The following is a 19,000-nucleotide window of genomic DNA, read 5'->3' as shown; positions in this document are numbered from 1 at the left end:
AACAATCAAATATGGATACAGCAGTTCAGTCGAAGACTAAACACCCTAAAGGATTATGGGTCCTATTCGGAACAGAGATGTGGGAGCGTTTCAACTTTTATGGGATGAGAGCATTACTTACCTTATTTATGGTAAACTCTCTATTAATGAAAGAAGGAGAAGTTACGATAATATATGGCGGTTTTTTGGCTTTATGTTATCTAACACCAATGTTGGGAGGTTTCATCGCAGACCGATTTTTAGGAAATAGGTACTGTATTATTGTAGGAGGAGCATTAATGGCACTTGGTCAATTCCTGATGTTTATGAGTGCATCAACATTTGGTTCCAATTTAGGATCAGCACAAACATTAATGTGGATTGCTTTGGGAGTAATCATTTTCGGAAATGGTTTTTTCAAACCAAATATTTCTTCGATGGTGGGAAGCCTTTATCCAAAGCAAGAAAAGTCTAAATTGGACTCTGCATTTACTATTTTCTATATGGGGATTAACTTAGGTGCTTTTTTAGGTCAATTTATCTGTCCTTTTTTAGGAGACGTAAAAGATTCTAATGGTTTAAGAGATATTCACGCTTTCAAATGGGGATTCTTAGCAGCTTCTATTGCAATGACGATTGGAACATTAACTTTTATTTTACTTAAAAACAAATACGTTGTAACACCGGAAGGAAGACCAATCGGTGGTTTGCCTAGTGAAAGCACAGCAGAAGATTTTGAAGAAGGTGAATCACAAACTGCCAAATTTTCTGGAAAATCTATTGGTATCGCAGCTGCCGTTTTTGTACTGACTTTCTTTGGATTCCAATATTTATTTGTTGACAAAGTTGGATTTGGTTCTGTTGGAATGGGAGAATTTGTAAAAGCAGTAATCTATCCATTCATCTATTCTATGGGGCTTGCTTTGGCTTATTTGATTATGTCTGCCACTGAAAACAAAATAGAAAGAGATAGAATCTGGGTAATCTACATCGTATCCTTTTTTATCATATTCTTCTGGGCAGCTTTTGAACAAGCAGGGTCATCTTTAACATTTATTGCAGATAACCAAACAGACAGAAACATCTTTGGTTGGAATATGCCGCCATCAATGGTTCAGATATTCAACGGTTTATTTATCGTAATGTTGGCAGTTCCATTCAGTATGCTTTGGGACAAATTAAGAGCTAATACAAAAGAACCGGCTTCACCTTTAAAACAAGCGATTGGTCTTGGATTAATTGCTTTAAGTTATTTAATAATTGCTTACAATGTAAAAGATTTAGGAAACACAGGATTACTTGCTGTTAAATGGCTTATTTTACTTTATTTAATCCAAACGATGGGAGAATTATGTTTATCACCAATCGGTTTATCTTTAGTTGGAAAATTAGCACCTAAAAGATTCGCTTCACTTTTATTTGGTGTGTTTTTTATTGCTAATGCAGCGGGTTACGCCTTATCCGGAACTTTAGGATCTATTTTACCGGCAACAGGTGATAAATTCTTAAAAGCTAAAGAGTTAGGAATTAACCTACAAGATGTTTTAGATAAAAAAGTTACTTTAAGTGAAGATCAGTTAGCTCTTCTAAATAAAGAACAAATTTCAACTGTTTACAATAGTTTTGTAGGATTTGAAATTCATAATTTATTTGAATTCTTTATGGTATTCGTTATCCTTTGTGGAATTGCTGGCGCCATTTTAGCACTCATCTCGCCGATTTTGAAAAAAATGATGCATGGTGTGAACTAAAACTAAAGTCTATCAATAAATATAACATAAAACCTCTGCTAAGTCAGAGGTTTTCTTTATTTTCGTATTCTATATTCAATTAAAACTATCATAAACAATTATGAACTTAACGCTCGACGAAATACAGAATTTCAAAGGAAAATATCCAAAACAAATCTGGTCGCTTTTTTTTTCCGAAATGTGGGAACGCTTTTGCTTCTACGGAATGCGAGGGATGCTGGTTTTCTTTATGATTTCTCAGCTAAATTTCCATGAAAAAGAAGCAAATCTTCAATATGGAGCAACACAGGCTTTCGTGTATGCTTTTACTTTCGTGGGCGGACTTTTTGCTGACAAAATACTAGGATTCAGAAAATCTCTTTTTTGGGGCGGACTTTTAATGATTGTCGGGAGTTTAATTTTAGCTACAGATCCGCATAAATTTTTCTTTTTAGGAATTGCATTTACCGTCGTAGGAACAGGTTTTTTCAAACCAAACATTTCCTCGATGGTTGGTCAATTGTACAAACCCAACGACTCCAGAGCCGATGCGGGATTTTCGCTTTTCTATGCCGGAATTAATTTAGGAGCCTTACTTGGTGGATATTTATGCATCGCCATCGGAAAAGGAGAATTACTTTCTCACTTAATCCCTGAAGGTTTACATTGGAATGTTGCTTTTGGTTTAGCTGCTATTGTAATGGTCATTAGTTTAATCAATTTCATATTTACACAAAGAAGTTTGGGAACAATAGGTCTTCAACCGGGACATCCGGATCACGAAGTGAAATCGGCTCCAATGCCAAAGTGGAAAGAATACGGAGTATATGTTTTATCATTGATATTCATCCCGATCATTATGATAATGGTTTCCGTTCCTCAATACACCGATTATTTCATGTGGACAGTAGGACCATTAACGTTAGTTTATCTCTTTTTTGAAATGAGTAAAGTAACATCTGCTGAAAGAAAAAAACTTTGGGCCGCATTAATTTTCATCATATTTTCTATTTTATTCTGGGGAATCTACGAGCAAAGTGGAGGTTCACTAAGTATTTTTGCCGCTAAAAATTTAAATAAAGATTTATTCGGTTTAGACCCAAACGGTGTCAATAATTCCGGAGGAGCATTTTTCATTATTTTCCTTGCACCATTACTTGGATTATTATGGATTTGGATGAGCAAAAGAAAATTTGAGCCAAACACCATTATAAAATTCGGATTAGGTTTTATATTTTTAGGATTAGGATATTACGTTTTATTTGCAACAAGATTATTTGCAGATTTACAAGGAATCACTTCATTAAACTTCTTTACATTAGCTTTACTCGTAATCACTCTGGGAGAATTATGCCTCTCCCCTATCGGATTATCAATTATGACGAAACTTTCTACCAAAAATCTCCAGGGAATGATGATGGGAATGTGGTTTCTGGCGTCAGCTTACGGTCAATATGTTGCTGGAATTATTGGTGCAGGTTTAGCGGATGCAAAAGAAGGCTCAACGAATTATGACGCATTGATTACATACACAGAAGGTTACAAACAATTAGGATTATATGCTGTAATTGCCGGTGTGGTATTAATTTTGATATCTCCGTGGGTGAAAAAACTCATGCAGGAAGTTCGCTAATAAAATAATCACAAATAAAATGAAAAAAATATTCACCCTGACTTTTCTCTTTTTAATCACTTTAAATTTTGCTCAGGTAAAATGGATGACAATTGAGGAAGCATTAAATGCACAGAAAACACAACCCAAAAAAATCCTGATCGACTTTTATGCAGATTGGTGTGGCCCATGCAAAATCATGGATAAAAAAACCTACGGAAACCCTATAATTTATGAGTCTTTAAATGCAAATTATTATCCTGTAAAATTTAATGCTGAAGACAAAAATACTATAGAAATCTTCGGAAGAAAATTTGCTAATGAAAACACTGCTCACAAGAAAGGAAGAAATTCACTGCATGAGTTTACTCAATATATGAACGTGAATGCTGTTCCAAGCACCGTTTTTCTTGATGAAAAAGGAAATCCCATTACGATGCTACAGGGAGAATTATCTGCGAAAGAACTAGAACCATATCTTGATTTCATTTCAAATGATTTATTCAAAAAAGTAAAAACCAAACAAGACTGGGAAGATTATCAGAAGAAATTCAGATCAAAAATAAAAGAATAATCATTCTGAAATATAGAATTAAGGCTTCCATTTTTTTGGAAGTCTTTTTTATTTTACCGAAATTCGAGCTTTTATTTTTTCATTCAAAACACGGATAATAAACTCGAAAGCGACATCTCGAAAGCAGGAAAATGACTTTAGAAACATCTATAGAATTCGTCAAAGGAATCGGTCCTGAAAGAGCCAAACTCATCAAAAATGTGTTGGGCATTTCTACGGTGGAAGATCTTTTACAATTTTATCCTATTCGCTACATCGACAAAAATAAAGTGTACAAAACCGCTCAGCTTCAGGAAAGCAATCTTGAAATTCAGCTGAAAGGAAAAATAAGCAACGTTCAGGAAATTCTTACCGGAAAAGTAAAAAGACTTACAGCCAAATTTAATGACGATACCGGAAGTATGGATCTGGTTTGGTTTCAATACTCAAAATGGTTGAAAGAACAGCTTCCCGTCAATAGAGAGGTTTTTATTTTTGGAAAGATCAATGCATTCAACAATCAATTTTCGATGCCACATCCCGAAATTGAATTAGATGAAAACAAAGAAAAAGACAATAGATTAAGACCTATTTATCCAAGTTCTGAAAAATTGACCAAAAGAGGTTTAAATCAAAAATTCTTTCAGGTAATTCTGAGAAACATCTGTAAAGAAATTCCGAATCTTATTCAGGAAAATCTTCCGGAATATTTGATTGGTTCGATGAAATTTCTATCAAGGCAACAGACTTATTTAAATATTCATTTCCCGGAAAACCTAGCGTATTTTGAGAAAGCAAATTTTAGATTAAAATTTGAAGAATCGTTTTTTTTTCAATTAGGTTTCGGCTTAAAAAAAGCACATCACAAAACAAAGTCACAAGGAAACCCGTTTCCGATTGTTGGCGATTATTTTACAGGATTTTATGAAAATCATCTTCCGTTTGAACTGACGAATGCTCAAAAAAGAGTTTTAAAAGAAATCAGAATGGATATGAAAAAGCCCATTCAGATGAATCGTCTTTTACAGGGTGATGTAGGTTCAGGAAAAACGATGGTTGCTTTATTAACGATGCTCATTGCTTTAGACAACGGTTTTCAAAGCTGTTTGATGGCACCGACTGAAATTCTTGCACAACAACATTACAACGGCATTAAAGACTTGCTGAAAGACACCGAAATTAAAGTCAATCTGCTCACTGGTTCGGTAAAAGCTTCCGCAAGAAAGATCATTCATGAAGAGCTTGAAAATGGCGAACTTTCGATTTTGGTGGGGACTCACGCTGTTTTGGAAGACAAAGTGAAATTTAAAAACCTTGGGTTGGCAATTATTGATGAGCAACATCGATTTGGTGTCGCTCAAAGAGCTAAACTTTGGGCAAAAAATAAGATTCCGCCACATATTTTGGTGATGACCGCAACTCCGATTCCGAGAACTTTGGCAATGAGTTTTTATTCGGATCTCGACGTTTCTGTGATTGATGAAATGCCGGTTGGAAGAAAAGCGATTATTACCGCTCATCGAAGAGAAAAAGACAGAACTTATGTTTATCATTTCTGTCATGAAGAAATCCGCAAAGGAAGACAGATTTATTTTGTTTATCCCTTGATTGAAGAATCTGAAACTTTAGATTATAAAAACCTGATGGAAGGTTTGGAGCATGTTATGGATAATTTTGCCCATTACAACGTAACAATGCTTCACGGGAAAATGAAACCTGATGAAAAAGACGCTGCCATGAATTATTTTGCTTCAGGAAAATCGCAGATTATGGTTGCTACAACGGTAATTGAAGTTGGGGTCAATGTGCCTAACGCTTCGGTTATGGTGATTGAAAGTGCCGAAAGATTTGGCCTTTCTCAGCTTCATCAGCTTCGTGGAAGAGTCGGAAGAGGAGCCGAACAAAGCTATTGTATCTTGATGACTTCGGATAAAATGTCTACCGAAAGCCGAACGAGAATCAAAACAATGACAGAAACCAATGATGGTTTTAAAATTTCTGAAGTTGATATGCAGTTGCGTGGTCCCGGTGATATTTTGGGGACTCAACAAAGCGGTGTTGTCGATTTTAAAAGACTCGATTTAGTGAACGACTCAGCCATCATTAAAAACACTAAAAATATGGTTGAAAAGATCCTGGAAAAAGACCCATTACTTTCAAGACCAGAACATCAGATTATCAAAAATTACTATCTTCAATATTATAAAGGAAAAAATAAGTGGAGTAAAATCTCTTAATAACTTTTTTAGAAAATAATACAACGTTTGTCACTTCGTAAGAATCTAATTTATTTTACCTAGATGCTTCCAGCATGACAAACAAGTTGTTTATTTAAAATACTTTTATAATTTTTTCCATTAAAAAATCATCCATTACATACCCATTCCCGATATCAAAAACACCTTCATCGTAAACTTTATAGCCTTGAGCTTCATAGAATTTCTTCGCTGAATTATGTTTATTGACGTTGAGAATAATTCTGTTGTCACCACTTTCTAAAGTTTTTTCATTTAAAAACTCAAGCGTTTTTTTACCTAAACCTTTTCCTTTACTTTCAGGAACCAGATAAATACGGTGAAGTTTTGTGGTTTGATTTTCATAATGATTTTCATAGCCTAAAAACCCATCGAATACATTTGAATTTTCATCAAAAACCAGGAAATAATGATAATTTGGGCTTTTCAGGTGTGCTGAAATTTCATCTTCAGAATACATCGTATTGAGCATATATTCCATCTGTTCTTTTGAAAGAATTTCTGCGTAAGCATTTTCCCACGATCTTTTTGCCAAATCCCGAATCAGCGGAATATCTTTTTCTGTTGCTTTAATTAATTTCATAATATTCTAATTAAAAAAGTGAAAAGCACTACACTTTTCACTTTAAATATTTATAGTTTAAGAATTCACAATTGACTGTTGACAATTCACCCTCTTAAATTTTCGCCATTTCAGCTTTTATTTTCGCATAAAGTCCTTCTGAAGCAGCAACCAATGGAAGTCTCAAATAGTTTTTGATAATTCCTTTTTCTGCTAAAACAACTTTAATTCCGCAAGGATTTCCTTCTGCAAAAATAAGTCTTGTAATGTCAACAAGTTTGTTATGAATTTCGTACGCTTCTTTTACTTTCCCATCAAAAGCCAGCTGAACCATTGTAGAAAATTCTTTCGGATAACCTTGTCCGATTACAGAAATCACACCGTTTCCACCTGCTAAAGTTACAGGAAGTGTGTATTCATCATCTCCAGAAACTAAGTTAAATCCTTCAGGTTTTTTTCTCAAAATATCAAAATACTGAAGAATATTTGGTGCAGCTTCTTTAATTAAGAATAAATTCGGGAATTCATTTGCCAAACGCAAAGTAGTTTCTGCTTCTACATTTTGTCCTGTTCGTGAAGGAACGTTATAAATGATAATATTCTTTCCGGTAGAAGCCAACATTTTATAATGCTGATAAAGCCCTTCCTGATTTGGTTTATTATAATAAGGAGACACCGATAAAACTGCCGTGAAATCTGATAAATCGGTTTCTTCGATTTGCTGTTTGACTTCAAGAGTATTGTTTCCGCCAATTCCTAAAACCAAAGGAAGACGTTTATTATTCACCTTAATGATATGCTCAACTACCTGTTTCTTCTCGTCTGAAGAAAGTGTAGCCGCTTCCGCTGTAGTTCCCAATACTACCAAATAGTTGGTTCCGTTTTCGATATTAAACTCAACAAGTTTTGTCAAACTTTCGAAATCTACGGATAAATCTTCATTAAAGGGTGTTACCAAAGCAACACCTACTCCTTTTAAAATGCTCATCTGTTCGAATTATTTTCTCCAAATTTAATAATTTCATACAAGAATTTACAATATTTAATCCTGTTTTATTATACATATAATTATATTTGCATATACTAAAGATATTATGCAAAATAAATTCTTGTTATTAGGAATTGCCTTTTTTTCTCTCACGGCCTGTAAAACGACATCGTTGCAGGTTGCCAATGTGCAGACACAAAAGAATATTTCTGTTAATAAAGACTTGAAGGACGATGAAGATTTTGCGAAATTTATCGAGCCTTATACAGAGAAACTCAACAAAGAGATGAATCAAAAAATCTCTTATACCCAAGTAGATTTAACTAAAGAAGGAGACAACAGCAATCTGGGAAATCTTTTAGCAGATTATACCTTTGACGGAGCCGATGTTTGGGTTAAAACAAATCTTAATAAAAACGTAGACGCTGCCCTAATCAATATCGGGGGAATACGTACTACGATCGGGAAAGGCGATGTTCTTCTGAAAAATGTTTTTGAAGTTATGCCTTTTGAAAATGAAGTGATCATTGTAAAAATGAAAGGTTCAGATTTGCAGGGATTGTTTAATTATTATGCAAAAACTCAGGTAAATAATCCTGTTTCTCATTTATATATCGAAACCAACAACGGACAATTAACCAAAACTTTGATTAATGGGAAAGAGGTAAATCCAACTCAGGATTATTATATCGCTACTTCTGATTATCTGGCTTTGGGTGGTGATAATATGAAGTTTTTCAGCAAAGGAGAATCGATTCCTACAGGAATTAAATTGAGAGATTTATTTATCGATTATTTTAAGAAAAATGCTGAGATCAATCCGAAGGAAGATATTCGTTTAAATTTTATTGGGAAGAAATAATGAACAGAAAGAGTTTTTTAAAAACAATAGGTGGCGGAACTTTAGCGATGACTTTAGCTCCCAATTTGATGATGGCGGAAGAATTAAGTTTAAATTCTTTCAAATCTGCCCATAAATTAACAATTCTTCACACCAACGATCAACACAGCAGAATTGAACCTTTTGACGAAAGCTATACCAAAAACCCTAATCAGGGTGGTTTTGCGAGAAGAGCAAGTTTAATACAAAAAATAAGAAGCGAAGAAAATAATCTTTTGCTGCTGGATTCCGGAGATATTTTTCAGGGAACGCCTTATTTTAATTTTTTTGGTGGTGAACTGGAGTTTAAGCTGATGTCGATGATGAAGTATGATGCGTCAACGATGGGAAATCATGATTTCGATAATGGTTTAGATGGATTTTTAAAGGTTTTGCCTAACGCAAAATTTCCATTTATCTGTTCGAATTATGATTTTAAAAACACAATTCTCGACGGAAAAACTTCGCAGTATAAAATATTCAACAAGAACGGCATTAAGGTTGGAATTTTTGGCGTAGGAATTCAACTGGATGGATTAGTCGGCAAAAAACAATATGGAGAAACCGTTTGGTCTGACCCGATTGATGTGGCTCAGCATTATTCTAATTTCCTGAAAAATGAGAAAAAGTGTGACCTTGTGATTTGCCTTTCTCACATCGGATATGACTACAAAGACGATCCTGAAAAAATAAACGATAAAATTTTAGCTTCAAAAACAGAAAATATTGACTTAATTTTGGGTGGTCACACCCACACTTTTTTACCGGAGCCCCAGACTTTTAAAAACAGACAAGGAAAAAATGTTTTAGTAAACCAAGTAGGTTGGGCGGGTCTTCTTTTAGGCAGAATAGATTTCTTTTTTGATTCAGACAAAAATGTAAAACAGATTTCCTGGAATAATCAGGCAATCGACAGCAGTATAACAGTATAATATGAAAAAAATCTCATTACTTTCTTTTGGTATTTTCGCATCGTTGCAGTTTGTAAATGCGCAGAATATTTCTTCAAAAAAATGGTCTGACTTGTTTTCCTACAACAATGTTTTGGCGATGAAAGAAGATAACGGAAAAATCTTTGCCGCCACAGAAAACGGGATTTTTTATTATACAATTTCAACAGGGGAAATCACCAAACTATCTAAAGCCAATGGACTTCATGATGTGAAAATTTCTGCTTTTGATTATAATCCGCAGACGAAAATAGGCTTGGTAGGTTACCAGAACGGAGCATTAGACGTTATTACTCCACAAGGCATAACGTATGTTGTAGACATCCCAATTGCAACAGGATACAACGGAAGCAAAAAGGTTAATCATATCTCAATTACCGGAGACCGTGCAACGGTTTCTGTAGGTTATGGTGTATCTATTTTTGATTTAAAAAAGAAAGAATTTGGAGATTCTGCATTCTTTATCACCGGAGGCGTTTTTCAAGCAAGTAATGAGGCGACTATTTTGGGAAATAAAGTTTTTTCCGTTACAAATACAGGCTTAAAAACTCATGAACTTAATACAACTTTTCCTGTTTTTTCAACCTGGACAACCGAACTGGCAGGAAACTTTACAGATATCGATTCTGAATCAGCTTTAGCTTTTTCATCTGCAACAGCTACTTATATTTACAATAACGGAACTTCAACTCCTCTTGCGCAAACTTTTGGAGGTATAAATGATGTCGTTGTAAATTCAAATAATATTATTATTACAGATGGTAGCAGAATTTACACGTATAACACGAATGGGAATTTCGCTGGCAGCACAAGTGTAGGAGAAGCTTGCAATACAGCAACAACAATCGGCTCTAAAGTATATTGCGGAACTAAAGTATCCGGAGTTAAAACCGATGATAATATTTCATACAAACCAGATGGCCCTTACTTTAATGATTCTTATAAAATAAGATTGTTTAATGACAATCAGCTTTTAGTATCAACAGGAATTAGAGCAAATGGATATAATGATGCTCAGTTTAATCCGAAAAATCCAGGATTTTATTATTTTACCGGAACAGAGTGGGTCTACTCGTCTTATTTTATAGGAAGCACGACAGAATTTAATATTGTAGATGTATTTCCAGATCCTGCCAATACAAATGAAGTGTTTTTCACCAATTATTTTTCTCCTACAGGATATGGTATTTATAAAATGAAATACAATTCTGGCTCAAAAGACTTTGAATTTTCTAAAAGATATTTAGTTGGTGCAGATAGCCAATATATAAACCGTCCGGTTGGTTTTACTTCAGATGATCAGAATAATATTTTTGCAACTATAGCTTTTACTGGTATAGCAACTAAATCTTCTCTTGCATTATATGACAGAGCTACCGATGATTTCATTATAAGAGATTTGAATGTGAGTACTGGTATTCAATTTCCTGTCTTCAGTAATGACTTATTGTGGATACCAATTCCTAGAACAGTCAATTTTTTGGCTTATGATACAAAGAAAACAGCTAGCTTTTCAGACGACACACAATATTATTTAGACCAATCAAACGGCTTTCCGGCAAATACAATTTCTTTTGCAATGGATAAATCAGGGGATGCGTGGATCGGTACAGAAGGAGGAATAAGAATTCTCCCAAATGCAGCAACCGAAATAAAGAATGATCCTCAATTTGAACCTATCGTCATTGAGCAAGGTGGACTTGCCGAAGAACTTTTCAGAGATGCTACGATTTTGCATATCGAAGTTGATGGCGGAAACCAAAAATGGGTATCTGTAGAAGATGGAGGTGTTTATTACTTATCTGCTAACGGAGAAAAAACTATAAAATTTTTCAATAAAGATAATTCTCCACTTCCAACGAATACCATTACAGATATTAAAGTTGATAAAAAAACCGGCAAAGTTTATTTTGTAACCTTTGATGGAATTGTTACCTATCAGGGTGATGTTGCAGACGTGACTTCAGATTTTGGGAATGTTCTCGTTTATCCTAATCCGGTTGTGTATTCCCAATTTAAAGGAAATGTAACTATTAAAGGATTAGCTGAAAAAACTAATATCAGAATTACCGATGCTGCAGGAAACTTAGTACATTCTGCCATTGCAAGAACAGGATATTACGAATGGAATCTTAATAACCAAAAAGGCAAAAGAGTGGCTTCGGGAATTTATTTTGTTTTGATGACCAACGAAGATGGTTCAGATAAAGCTACAGCAAAAATAGCGGTAGTCAATTAATGATTTTACAAAGCGGATTTTTACTTTCTTATATAAAATATGGAGAAAACGATGCCGTTCTCCATTGTTTCACCGAAGAGGATGGTTTTCAGACCTATTTTTTAAAAGGGATTTACAGTAAAAAGAATAAGAAGAAAGCATTTTTGCTTCCTTTAAATAAGCTTAATTTTTCTGTCAGCGCTGGAAAAAGCAGTGGAATTCAAACGATATCTAGATTTGAAATTGTAGAAATAAATGATGTTTACACCGACATTAAAGCCAATACGGTTATATTTTTTATTGCAGATTTTTTGAATCAAATTTTAAGAAACGAAAATAAAAATCAGATCATCTTTCATACCATTGATGAATTTATCCTTGAGCTCAGCCGGCAAAATTACCGTTCTCATCTTATTCTTCTCATTAAGATCTTAAAAATTCAGGGAGTTGCACCACTTTTAGGAGAAGGAAACTATCTTGATCCCGAAACAGGAACTTTCTCAAATGTTGGAACACACCATTTTTTTGACAGTGAGAACTCTCTTTTATGGAAATTAATTTTATCCTCTAATGATCCTTATGAAATAAAGATTCCGCAAGTTTTAAGGAAAAAGTTTTTAGACAGCCTGCTTATTTATTATCATTACCATATTACCGATTTTAAAACACCTAATTCACTCGAAATTATTCAGCAGATTTTCGAATAAATTATCCACCGTTTGAGAAGCTTTCAAGACTGGTCATTCCACCGTCTATGAAAATACTGGTTCCAGAAATATAATCAGCCAAATCGCTGGCTAAAAATGCGGCCAAATTCCCTACATCTTCAGGCTGACCAATTCTGTTGTATGGAATAAGCTTCATCAAATCATTCATTGCTTCCGGAGTTTCCCACGCATCTTTATTAATTGGTGTCTGAATAGCTCCAGGACAAATTGAATTTACCCGGATTTTATCCGCACCATGCTCCTGAGCCAAAGTTTGCATCAACATTTTTATAGCACCTTTACTTGCTGCATAATTTGCATGGCCTGCCCAAGGAATAATTTCATGTACCGAACTGATGTGGATGATTTTGCCGCAGGCAACTGAACGTTTTGTATCTATTCCACGGCGAAGAAATTCTTTAATAGCTTCTCTGGAACATAAAAACTGGCCTCTAAGATTCACGCCCATTACGGTGTCCCAATCTTCCAAAGTCATATCGATAAATTTAGCATCTTTTTGAATGCCGGCATTATTAACCAGAATATCAACGGTTCCGTATTCTAAAATTACGTCTGCAAACATCTTTATCACCTGATCTTCTTTAGAAACATCACAAAGATAAACCATTCCGTTTCCGCCGTTTTTTTGAATCTCGTCTAAAACTTTTTGAGCCTCATCTTTAGATTTTTCAGATGAATGATTGATAATTACTGTAGCTCCGGCCGAAGCGATAGATTTTGCAATTCCGGTTCCGATTCCGCTTGAAGCGCCTGTGATGATGGCAACCTGATTTTTTAATGAAACTTCCATATTTTGATTTAATGATGTCTAAAATCAATTGAAAGTATCACGCCAAACTGAAGATTATATTTTAAATTAATCTAAAATTTTAAACATTACAAACTGGGGACCGCTCCTCCCTTCGATCTTTTTACCCTCAAAAATATATCCTGTTTTTAGATAAATCTGAAAAGCAAGATCATTTCTCTCATTAACTGATAAAACAATTTCATTGCAGTCCTTAAAATGTTCTTTAATAAAATGATCCAATACAATCATCACAGATTTACCAATTCCATTCCCCTGAAATTCAGGATTTATAGACAATGATCGAAGCAAAACCGAATCAGCATTATCGGTAAGTGCCAATTTATCATCTCCAAAATCTAAGACACAGAAGCCAGCCACCTTTTCGTCATAGAAAATCGTAATTGGATAGGCAAAAAAATCATCATTTTGATTTCTTGCCTCAATTCTTTCTAATGCCTGTTTGGGTAAAGCTGAAAACTGCGCCTGAATTTCATCAAGTTCATAATTTAATTCAGGTAAATCTTTCGGTTCAAAAAATTGTAAGTCGACCATAGTTTAGTGGTGATAAATATCGTTATACATTACTCCCGCTCTTATCTCTACAAGCAGTTTATTTTCTTCGGGAACGATCGGACAATTGTAATCATAAGCGTTGTATGCGCAAAATGGCTGATAAGATTGGTTGAAATCTAGGACAATCGTATTTCCTTTCGGAATCTTTAAATCCATATATTTACCGCCGCCATAAGTTTCTTTCTGACTGGTTTCGTCACGGAAAGGTAAGAAAAGATAATCTTTATATTTTTCCATTTTCATCAGATCTAAACTTTGATAAATGGTCAAAGTATAAGATTTTCCGTCAATTGTAAAGTGGGCTTTTCCAAATTCCTGATATGATTTTGATTTTCCTGAAGAAGTCGGCAGATCGAAGGGTTCAGGATTTTCATTTTTAACAAAACCGGCAGTTACACGGTATTTCAAATCAATCGGAAAGAAAGGATGTGCTTTGAAGTTTTCAAAATTATCGCCTCGCAATGGCGTTTCTTTTTTGTTGAGGTATTCTTTATTTAAATCTGATTGAAACTTTTTGATTTCTTTAATTTCCGTTGAATTGTTTCTCAAAGAATTGTTTGTTTTCATTTTCTGAGAAAACATTAAAAGAGGAATAACAGCGAACAAGAGCAATATAATTTTCTTCATTTTAGTTTAATTAAATTGGTAAAGATTGATCATTACACTTCATTTCATTCGGACAGAAATTTTTATTCTGAAATTTTAATACGGTAAATATCAGATGAATTTCTTTTAATTGATTTCACAAAAAAACCTCCTTCTTCGGGAATTATTTCTTTAAAATCAAAACTTGTGCAATCTTTTGGCAAACCTGAAAAAACCAATGTAAACCAAAAATCTTTCATAAATGGAACGACTGTCCAATTGGGATAAATAGTAATATTTTCTGCGTGTATCAATTTGCTTTTGTGGCTGGAAGTGTTATCTACAAGGTAAGTCGTGTTCCAAATTCTGATTAAATTTCCCAAAAACGGTGATGCCGGAAAGCAGCAATGTACGATCACCTGCTTTTCTTCTTCAATTTTGGTCTGAAGAGATTCAAGGATTTCCTTTGCAACAATCGGTTTTGAGATAACTTCCATCTTGATATGAGTAATTGTTAATAGATAATGAGTAATAAGTAACCTTGCAAAATTACTTATTACCCATTACTTATTGCTTATATTTAATGCTTAAGCTCCAATTTTTCTTTGCTGTACGCTCTGGTTTTTTTTGCCAATTCAGGATTTTCGGATAATTTTTGTCCGTATGAAGGAATCATTTCCATTAATTTATCTCTCCATTCTCCTTTAAGTTTTTCAGGAAAACATTTTTCTAAAACATTTAGCATAGCAAAAACTGCAGTTGATGCTCCCGGAGAAGCTCCCAAAAGGGAAGCAATAGTTCCTTTATCATTAACGACAACCTCGGTTCCGAATTCTAATTTACCGCCTAATTTATCGTCTTTTTTAATGATTTGCACCCGTTGTCCGGCAACTTTCAATTCCCAGTCTTCTTCATTTGCATCTTTTATAAACTCTCTTAAATGCTGTATCCTCTGAGCTTTCGTCATCGCAACCTGCTGAACCAGATATTTTGTTAAAGGAAGATTATGCCACCAAGCTCCGAATAATGAGCGAAGATTTTTTGTATTGACACTTTCCGGTAAATCGAGATAGCTTCCTTCTTTCAAAAATTTCGTTGAAAATCCTGCAAAAGGCCCGAAAAGTAATGCTTTCTTACCATCAATTATTCTTAAATCTAAATGCGGAACAGACATTGGAGGTGCATCAACTGTTGCCTGCGTATAAACTTTTGCCTGATGTTGTGCTACTAATTCCTGATTATGGGTAACCAGCCACTGTCCGGAGACAGGAAAGCCTCCGTATCCTTCACTTTCTTTAATATCTGAGCTATCGAGTAATGGTAATGCGTAACCTCCTGCTCCTATAAAAACAAAATCTGCAACAACTTCCTGTTTATGACTTTTGATGCGGTCTTTTACTTTCATTTCCCACTTTCCATCTTCTCTGGGATCGACGTCTTTCACTTCATGATATAAGAAAACTTCCACATGAGAATCTTCTACCAAATGTCGACCCATTTTTCGGGTAAGACTACCAAAATTTACATCGGTTCCGAGATCCATTTTTGTAGCTGCTAAAACTTCAGACTGATTTCTTTTGCTCATCACCAAAGGAATCCATTCTCTCAATGTATCATGATCGGTAGAAAATTCCATTTCCGAAAACAAAGGCGAATTGATGAGTGCGTCATGTCTTTTGCGAAGGTATTCTGCATCTTTCTCCCCAAAAACCAAACTCATGTGCGCACAAGAATTGATAAACTCCTGAGGATTCTGAATGTATTTTTTGTCAACCAAATAAGACCAGAACTGCTTTGAAATTTCAAACTGTTCTGCAATTTTTTCAGCTTTTGAAATATCTATACTTCCATCTTCATTTTCGGGTGTATAATTGAGTTCACAGAATGCAGAATGCCCTGTTCCCGCATTGTTCCATGCAGCGGTACTTTCTTTGGCAAACCTTCCCAGTCTTTCAAAAATAGCAATATCTAAATTGGGATCAAATTCGTGAAGTAAAGTTGCTAGCGTTACGCTCATAATTCCGCCGCCGATTAATACTACATCGTATTTTGGCTTGGGTGTTCTGTTTGTAATTGTATGTGGCATTGTGTGAATTTTAATACGAATTTCGGGAAAAGTTTTATATTAAAATAAGATTTCACTATTTAATTCAGTCACAAAAATAAAATTATTATCAACCGAATAATGATGATGGAAATTATCATTTCAAATCATAGAGATGATATATTTAATAAAAAAACATCAATGAATATCACCGATGTCTTATATTTTTTAAAATGAAATTGATCCTAATTCAATTTTGCCGTTAATTTTTTAAACTGTTTTTCAGCGTTTTTACCTTCATATAAAATCGCATAAATAGTATCAATAATTGGTAACTCCAGTTTTTTCTGTTTTGCTGTCTTGTAAATAGAATCTGCAGCGTAATATCCTTCAGCAACCATGTTCATCGACTGAATTGCAGATTTCACCGTGTATCCTTTTCCGATAAGGTTTCCTAAATTTCGGTTTCTTGAAAACAATGAATATGCTGTAACCAGTAAATCTCCCAAATAAGCACTTTCGTTAACATCTCTCGGTGCTTCATAAATCGCTTCAAGAAAAGTTTCCATCTCACGAATCGCATTTGATACAAAAACAGCTGTAAAGTTATCTCCGTAACCCAAACCGCTTGCAATACCAGCTCCGATCGCAAAAATATTTTTCAGAATAGCACTGTATTCGTTTCCTAAAATATCTTTACTTGAATTTACCTTAATAAAATCTGAATTGAAAATATTAACCAGTTTTTGAGAAGTTTCATCTTCAACGGTGGCCACGGTAAGATAAGAAAGCCTTTCCATTGCGACTTCTTCAGCGTGACAAGGTCCGGCAATAACTGCCTGATTTCTAAATCCTATCTGAAATTCTTCTTTCAAGTAATGGGCAACCACATCATTCACTTTAGGAATAATCCCTTTAATGGCTGAGACAAAAATTTTGTCTTTGTATTCGCATGTCATTTTATCTAAAGTATCTGAAAGATAAATAGATGGAGTCGCCAAAACAACAACATCACAAGCTGTAACCAACTCGTTGACATCGGTCGTCAGTTTTAAATTTTTAAGATTAAAATTAACTGCTGTAAGATAAGTCGGGTTGTGACCGCGCAGTTCGATTGCTCCTTTTACAAACTCATTTCTTACACACCAATGCACTGTCTTGCAGTTTTCGACAAGCATTTTTACAATAGCCGTTGCAAAACTTCCGCTGCCTACAACGCCAACCGCAACGTCATTTTTGGTCTTTTTAGAAATAGAAGAATCTGAGTTGGTTTTCTTTTTCGCCATAATTGAAATCTGAAATGCAAATATATTAAAACCGAAAGATATCAAAACTTTCTCTCATCCAATATAAATCATTTTTGGAAATTTTATCATTGTCATACAATTAAACACTTAATTTTACGTTTATTACAAGTATTTCTAAATTTTCGTTAAGAATAATCCTGAAAGTTTATTTTTACTTAAATTTGCACCCTTAAAACCTTTTTAAATTCTAAGAGAAAGAAAAATGAAGAAATTTTTAGGCAGCAAAAAGAAAGTAACAGTTCTTATCGGAGGACTTTCACTGGTAGTTTTTGCACAAAGTATTTTCATTGCCAAATTGTTTTCGGAGAAAGATGACAAAAACTATGAAGTAAATTTGGTGAAGATAAATACAGAAAAAGACAGCGTTGATTATCTTAAAATGAAAACAGATCTTGGTTTGGTAGATCAAACGGTATCTCAACTGAATTCTTTTTTAAAATCAAAAGATATTAAGAACGAAAAATTGATGGTTCTTGATAACGACAGTATTTCAAACTCGATTTATCTGGCAAAACAATCAAACAGATACAGCCAATATCTCATGGATTTGCAGAAAAAACTGATGCAGATACCTTTAGGAATGCCGACGGAAGGCTATATTTCATCAAACTTCGGGATCCGAAAAAACCCAATTCCTTTTAAGACCGTTTATGCATCTGTAAAACCTGCAACCTCTGCTCCAGGCGCCGTCGCAGCAACTCCCAAACCGGAAGTAAAAGCAGAACCGATAGAAAAAATTATAGAAGTAACCGACAGCTACGGAAATAAGAGAGAAATAAAAGTCATGGTGACACCAAAGACAGCAAGTGCAGCTGCTCCTTCTCATACAGCGACTAAAAATGTAGCGGTATCTAAAGCTCCAACAGAAAAAAATAATCCTCCTGCAGAAGCTGATCAAATGCAGTTTCACAAAGGTTTAGACATTGCCGTTCCTTTCGGATCTGACGTTGTCGCAACAGCAGCCGGAACTGTAATTTTCTCCGGACAGAAAGGCGGCTATGGAAATTGCGTCATCGTGTCTCACGGAAATGGATTGGCAACACTTTACGGTCATCTTTCAAAATTGGTTGCAAAAACCAATGAAAAAATAAAAGTTGGGCAAGTGATTGCAAAATCAGGAAATTCCGGGCGTTCTACAGGGCCGCATTTGCACTATGAAGTACACAAAAACAATGCTCCGGTGAATCCGAAGTTGTTTATGAATTTGTAACATAATTTAGTTGGATAAAAATTTCGGCGGCACCTT

17 protein-coding genes are annotated in these 19,000 nt (G+C 34.6%); 9 read left to right on the top strand and 8 right to left on the bottom strand.

Annotated elements, in window-relative coordinates:
- The first annotated feature begins 11 nt into the window (after nt 1–11).
- The 4 genes from EG358_RS05505 to recG all read left to right on the top strand — a co-directional run bounded on the left by EG358_RS05505 (nt 12) and on the right by recG (nt 6,111).
- Nucleotides 12–1,730, top strand: coding sequence for a peptide MFS transporter (locus EG358_RS05505; protein WP_076562523.1), 1,719 nt, complete (start codon nt 12–14; stop codon nt 1,728–1,730).
- A 100-nt stretch (nt 1,731–1,830) separates the two neighbouring features.
- Entirely contained in the window at nt 1,831–3,342 is a 1,512-nt protein-coding gene (locus tag EG358_RS05500; RefSeq protein ID WP_076562524.1) for a peptide MFS transporter, read from the top strand.
- Nucleotides 3,343–3,361: 19 nt separating this feature from the next.
- Entirely contained in the window at nt 3,362–3,895 is a 534-nt protein-coding gene (locus tag EG358_RS05495) for a thioredoxin family protein (protein WP_076562526.1), read from the top strand.
- A gap of 131 nt (nt 3,896–4,026) precedes the next feature.
- On the top strand, nt 4,027–6,111 hold the full coding sequence (gene recG, locus EG358_RS05490) for an ATP-dependent DNA helicase RecG (protein ID WP_076562528.1): 2,085 nt from the start codon (nt 4,027–4,029) through the stop codon (nt 6,109–6,111).
- A gap of 94 nt (nt 6,112–6,205) precedes the next feature.
- On the opposite strand, the gene EG358_RS05485 is transcribed toward recG, so the two are convergent.
- Both EG358_RS05485 and dapA read right to left on the bottom strand, forming a co-directional pair.
- Nucleotides 6,206–6,712, bottom strand: a complete 507-nt coding sequence (locus tag EG358_RS05485) for a GNAT family N-acetyltransferase (protein WP_076562530.1) — start codon at nt 6,710–6,712, stop codon at nt 6,206–6,208.
- A gap of 94 nt (nt 6,713–6,806) precedes the next feature.
- Nucleotides 6,807–7,679 carry a 4-hydroxy-tetrahydrodipicolinate synthase gene (gene dapA / locus EG358_RS05480; protein ID WP_076562532.1) on the bottom strand — a complete coding sequence of 291 codons (873 nt, stop codon included), beginning with the start codon at nt 7,677–7,679 and terminating at the stop codon, nt 6,807–6,809.
- 106 nt (nt 7,680–7,785) lie between these two features.
- Between dapA and EG358_RS05475 the strand changes: the two genes are divergently transcribed.
- From EG358_RS05475 to recO, 4 genes are read left to right on the top strand one after another with little or no spacing between them, the layout of a single operon-like run.
- Nucleotides 7,786–8,541, top strand: coding sequence for a 5'-nucleotidase C-terminal domain-containing protein (locus EG358_RS05475; protein WP_076562533.1), 756 nt, complete (start codon nt 7,786–7,788; stop codon nt 8,539–8,541).
- Nucleotides 8,541–9,491 (top strand): bifunctional metallophosphatase/5'-nucleotidase, encoded by a 951-nt coding sequence (locus EG358_RS05470; protein ID WP_076562535.1) that lies wholly within the window; start codon nt 8,541–8,543, stop codon nt 9,489–9,491. The genes EG358_RS05475 and EG358_RS05470 overlap by 1 nt, the downstream gene beginning before the upstream one ends.
- Nucleotide 9,492: 1 nt before the next feature.
- Nucleotides 9,493–11,748 carry a type IX secretion system anionic LPS delivery protein PorZ gene (porZ, locus tag EG358_RS05465; RefSeq protein WP_076562537.1) on the top strand — a complete coding sequence of 752 codons (2,256 nt, stop codon included), beginning with the start codon at nt 9,493–9,495 and terminating at the stop codon, nt 11,746–11,748.
- A complete protein-coding gene (gene recO / locus EG358_RS05460; protein WP_076562539.1) occupies nt 11,748–12,434 on the top strand; it encodes a DNA repair protein RecO in 687 nt (228 codons plus the stop codon). Before porZ ends, recO begins: the two co-directional genes overlap by 1 nt.
- Nucleotide 12,435: 1 nt before the next feature.
- On the opposite strand, the gene EG358_RS05455 is transcribed toward recO, so the two are convergent.
- The 6 genes from EG358_RS05455 to EG358_RS05430 all read right to left on the bottom strand — a co-directional run bounded on the left by EG358_RS05455 (nt 12,436) and on the right by EG358_RS05430 (nt 17,733).
- Nucleotides 12,436–13,245, bottom strand: coding sequence for a glucose 1-dehydrogenase (locus EG358_RS05455; protein ID WP_076562541.1), 810 nt, complete (start codon nt 13,243–13,245; stop codon nt 12,436–12,438).
- 66 nt (nt 13,246–13,311) lie between these two features.
- Nucleotides 13,312–13,797 carry a GNAT family N-acetyltransferase gene (locus EG358_RS05450; RefSeq protein WP_076562543.1) on the bottom strand — a complete coding sequence of 162 codons (486 nt, stop codon included), beginning with the start codon at nt 13,795–13,797 and terminating at the stop codon, nt 13,312–13,314.
- A 3-nt stretch (nt 13,798–13,800) separates the two neighbouring features.
- Nucleotides 13,801–14,445: a DUF1684 domain-containing protein gene (locus tag EG358_RS05445; RefSeq protein ID WP_076562545.1), complete on the bottom strand. Its 645-nt coding sequence runs from the start codon at nt 14,443–14,445 to the stop codon at nt 13,801–13,803.
- A 62-nt stretch (nt 14,446–14,507) separates the two neighbouring features.
- Complete coding sequence (locus EG358_RS05440) at nt 14,508–14,900, bottom strand: hypothetical protein (RefSeq protein ID WP_076562547.1); 393 nt, start codon at nt 14,898–14,900, stop codon at nt 14,508–14,510.
- Between the two features lie 83 nt (nt 14,901–14,983).
- A complete protein-coding gene (gene mqo, locus EG358_RS05435) occupies nt 14,984–16,489 on the bottom strand; it encodes a malate dehydrogenase (quinone) (RefSeq protein WP_076562549.1) in 1,506 nt (501 codons plus the stop codon).
- 203 nt (nt 16,490–16,692) lie between these two features.
- Entirely contained in the window at nt 16,693–17,733 is a 1,041-nt protein-coding gene (locus EG358_RS05430) for an NAD(P)H-dependent glycerol-3-phosphate dehydrogenase (RefSeq protein ID WP_076562551.1), read from the bottom strand.
- 223 nt (nt 17,734–17,956) lie between these two features.
- On the opposite strand from EG358_RS05430, the gene EG358_RS05425 reads away from it, so the two are divergent.
- The gene (locus EG358_RS05425) at nt 17,957–18,964 is read left to right on the top strand and encodes a M23 family metallopeptidase (protein ID WP_083677098.1); all 1,008 of its coding nucleotides are present in this window, start codon (nt 17,957–17,959) and stop codon (nt 18,962–18,964) included.
- Nucleotides 18,965–19,000 lie beyond the last annotated feature (36 nt).

It is taken from the genome of Chryseobacterium indoltheticum, from assembly GCF_003815915.1.
Lineage (GTDB): Bacteria > Bacteroidota > Bacteroidia > Flavobacteriales > Weeksellaceae > Chryseobacterium > Chryseobacterium indoltheticum.
Note: the sequence above shows the minus strand (reverse complement) of the source record. Positions and strands in the feature narration are given on the sequence as shown.

Coding starts and splice junctions, on each gene's coding strand:
- EG358_RS05505 (WP_076562523.1), top strand. CDS start 12: ATGGATACAGCAGTTCAGTCGAAGACTAAACACCCTAAAGGATTATGG.
- EG358_RS05500 (WP_076562524.1), top strand. CDS start 1,831: ATGAACTTAACGCTCGACGAAATACAGAATTTCAAAGGAAAATATCCA.
- EG358_RS05495 (WP_076562526.1), top strand. CDS start 3,362: ATGAAAAAAATATTCACCCTGACTTTTCTCTTTTTAATCACTTTAAAT.
- recG (WP_076562528.1), top strand. CDS start 4,027: ATGACTTTAGAAACATCTATAGAATTCGTCAAAGGAATCGGTCCTGAA.
- EG358_RS05485 (WP_076562530.1), bottom strand. CDS start 6,712: ATGAAATTAATTAAAGCAACAGAAAAAGATATTCCGCTGATTCGGGAT.
- dapA (WP_076562532.1), bottom strand. CDS start 7,679: ATGAGCATTTTAAAAGGAGTAGGTGTTGCTTTGGTAACACCCTTTAAT.
- EG358_RS05475 (WP_076562533.1), top strand. CDS start 7,786: ATGCAAAATAAATTCTTGTTATTAGGAATTGCCTTTTTTTCTCTCACG.
- EG358_RS05470 (WP_076562535.1), top strand. CDS start 8,541: ATGAACAGAAAGAGTTTTTTAAAAACAATAGGTGGCGGAACTTTAGCG.
- porZ (WP_076562537.1), top strand. CDS start 9,493: ATGAAAAAAATCTCATTACTTTCTTTTGGTATTTTCGCATCGTTGCAG.
- recO (WP_076562539.1), top strand. CDS start 11,748: ATGATTTTACAAAGCGGATTTTTACTTTCTTATATAAAATATGGAGAA.
- EG358_RS05455 (WP_076562541.1), bottom strand. CDS start 13,245: ATGGAAGTTTCATTAAAAAATCAGGTTGCCATCATCACAGGCGCTTCA.
- EG358_RS05450 (WP_076562543.1), bottom strand. CDS start 13,797: ATGGTCGACTTACAATTTTTTGAACCGAAAGATTTACCTGAATTAAAT.
- EG358_RS05445 (WP_076562545.1), bottom strand. CDS start 14,445: ATGAAGAAAATTATATTGCTCTTGTTCGCTGTTATTCCTCTTTTAATG.
- EG358_RS05440 (WP_076562547.1), bottom strand. CDS start 14,900: ATGGAAGTTATCTCAAAACCGATTGTTGCAAAGGAAATCCTTGAATCT.
- mqo (WP_076562549.1), bottom strand. CDS start 16,489: ATGCCACATACAATTACAAACAGAACACCCAAGCCAAAATACGATGTA.
- EG358_RS05430 (WP_076562551.1), bottom strand. CDS start 17,733: ATGGCGAAAAAGAAAACCAACTCAGATTCTTCTATTTCTAAAAAGACC.
- EG358_RS05425 (WP_083677098.1), top strand. CDS start 17,957: ATGAAGAAATTTTTAGGCAGCAAAAAGAAAGTAACAGTTCTTATCGGA.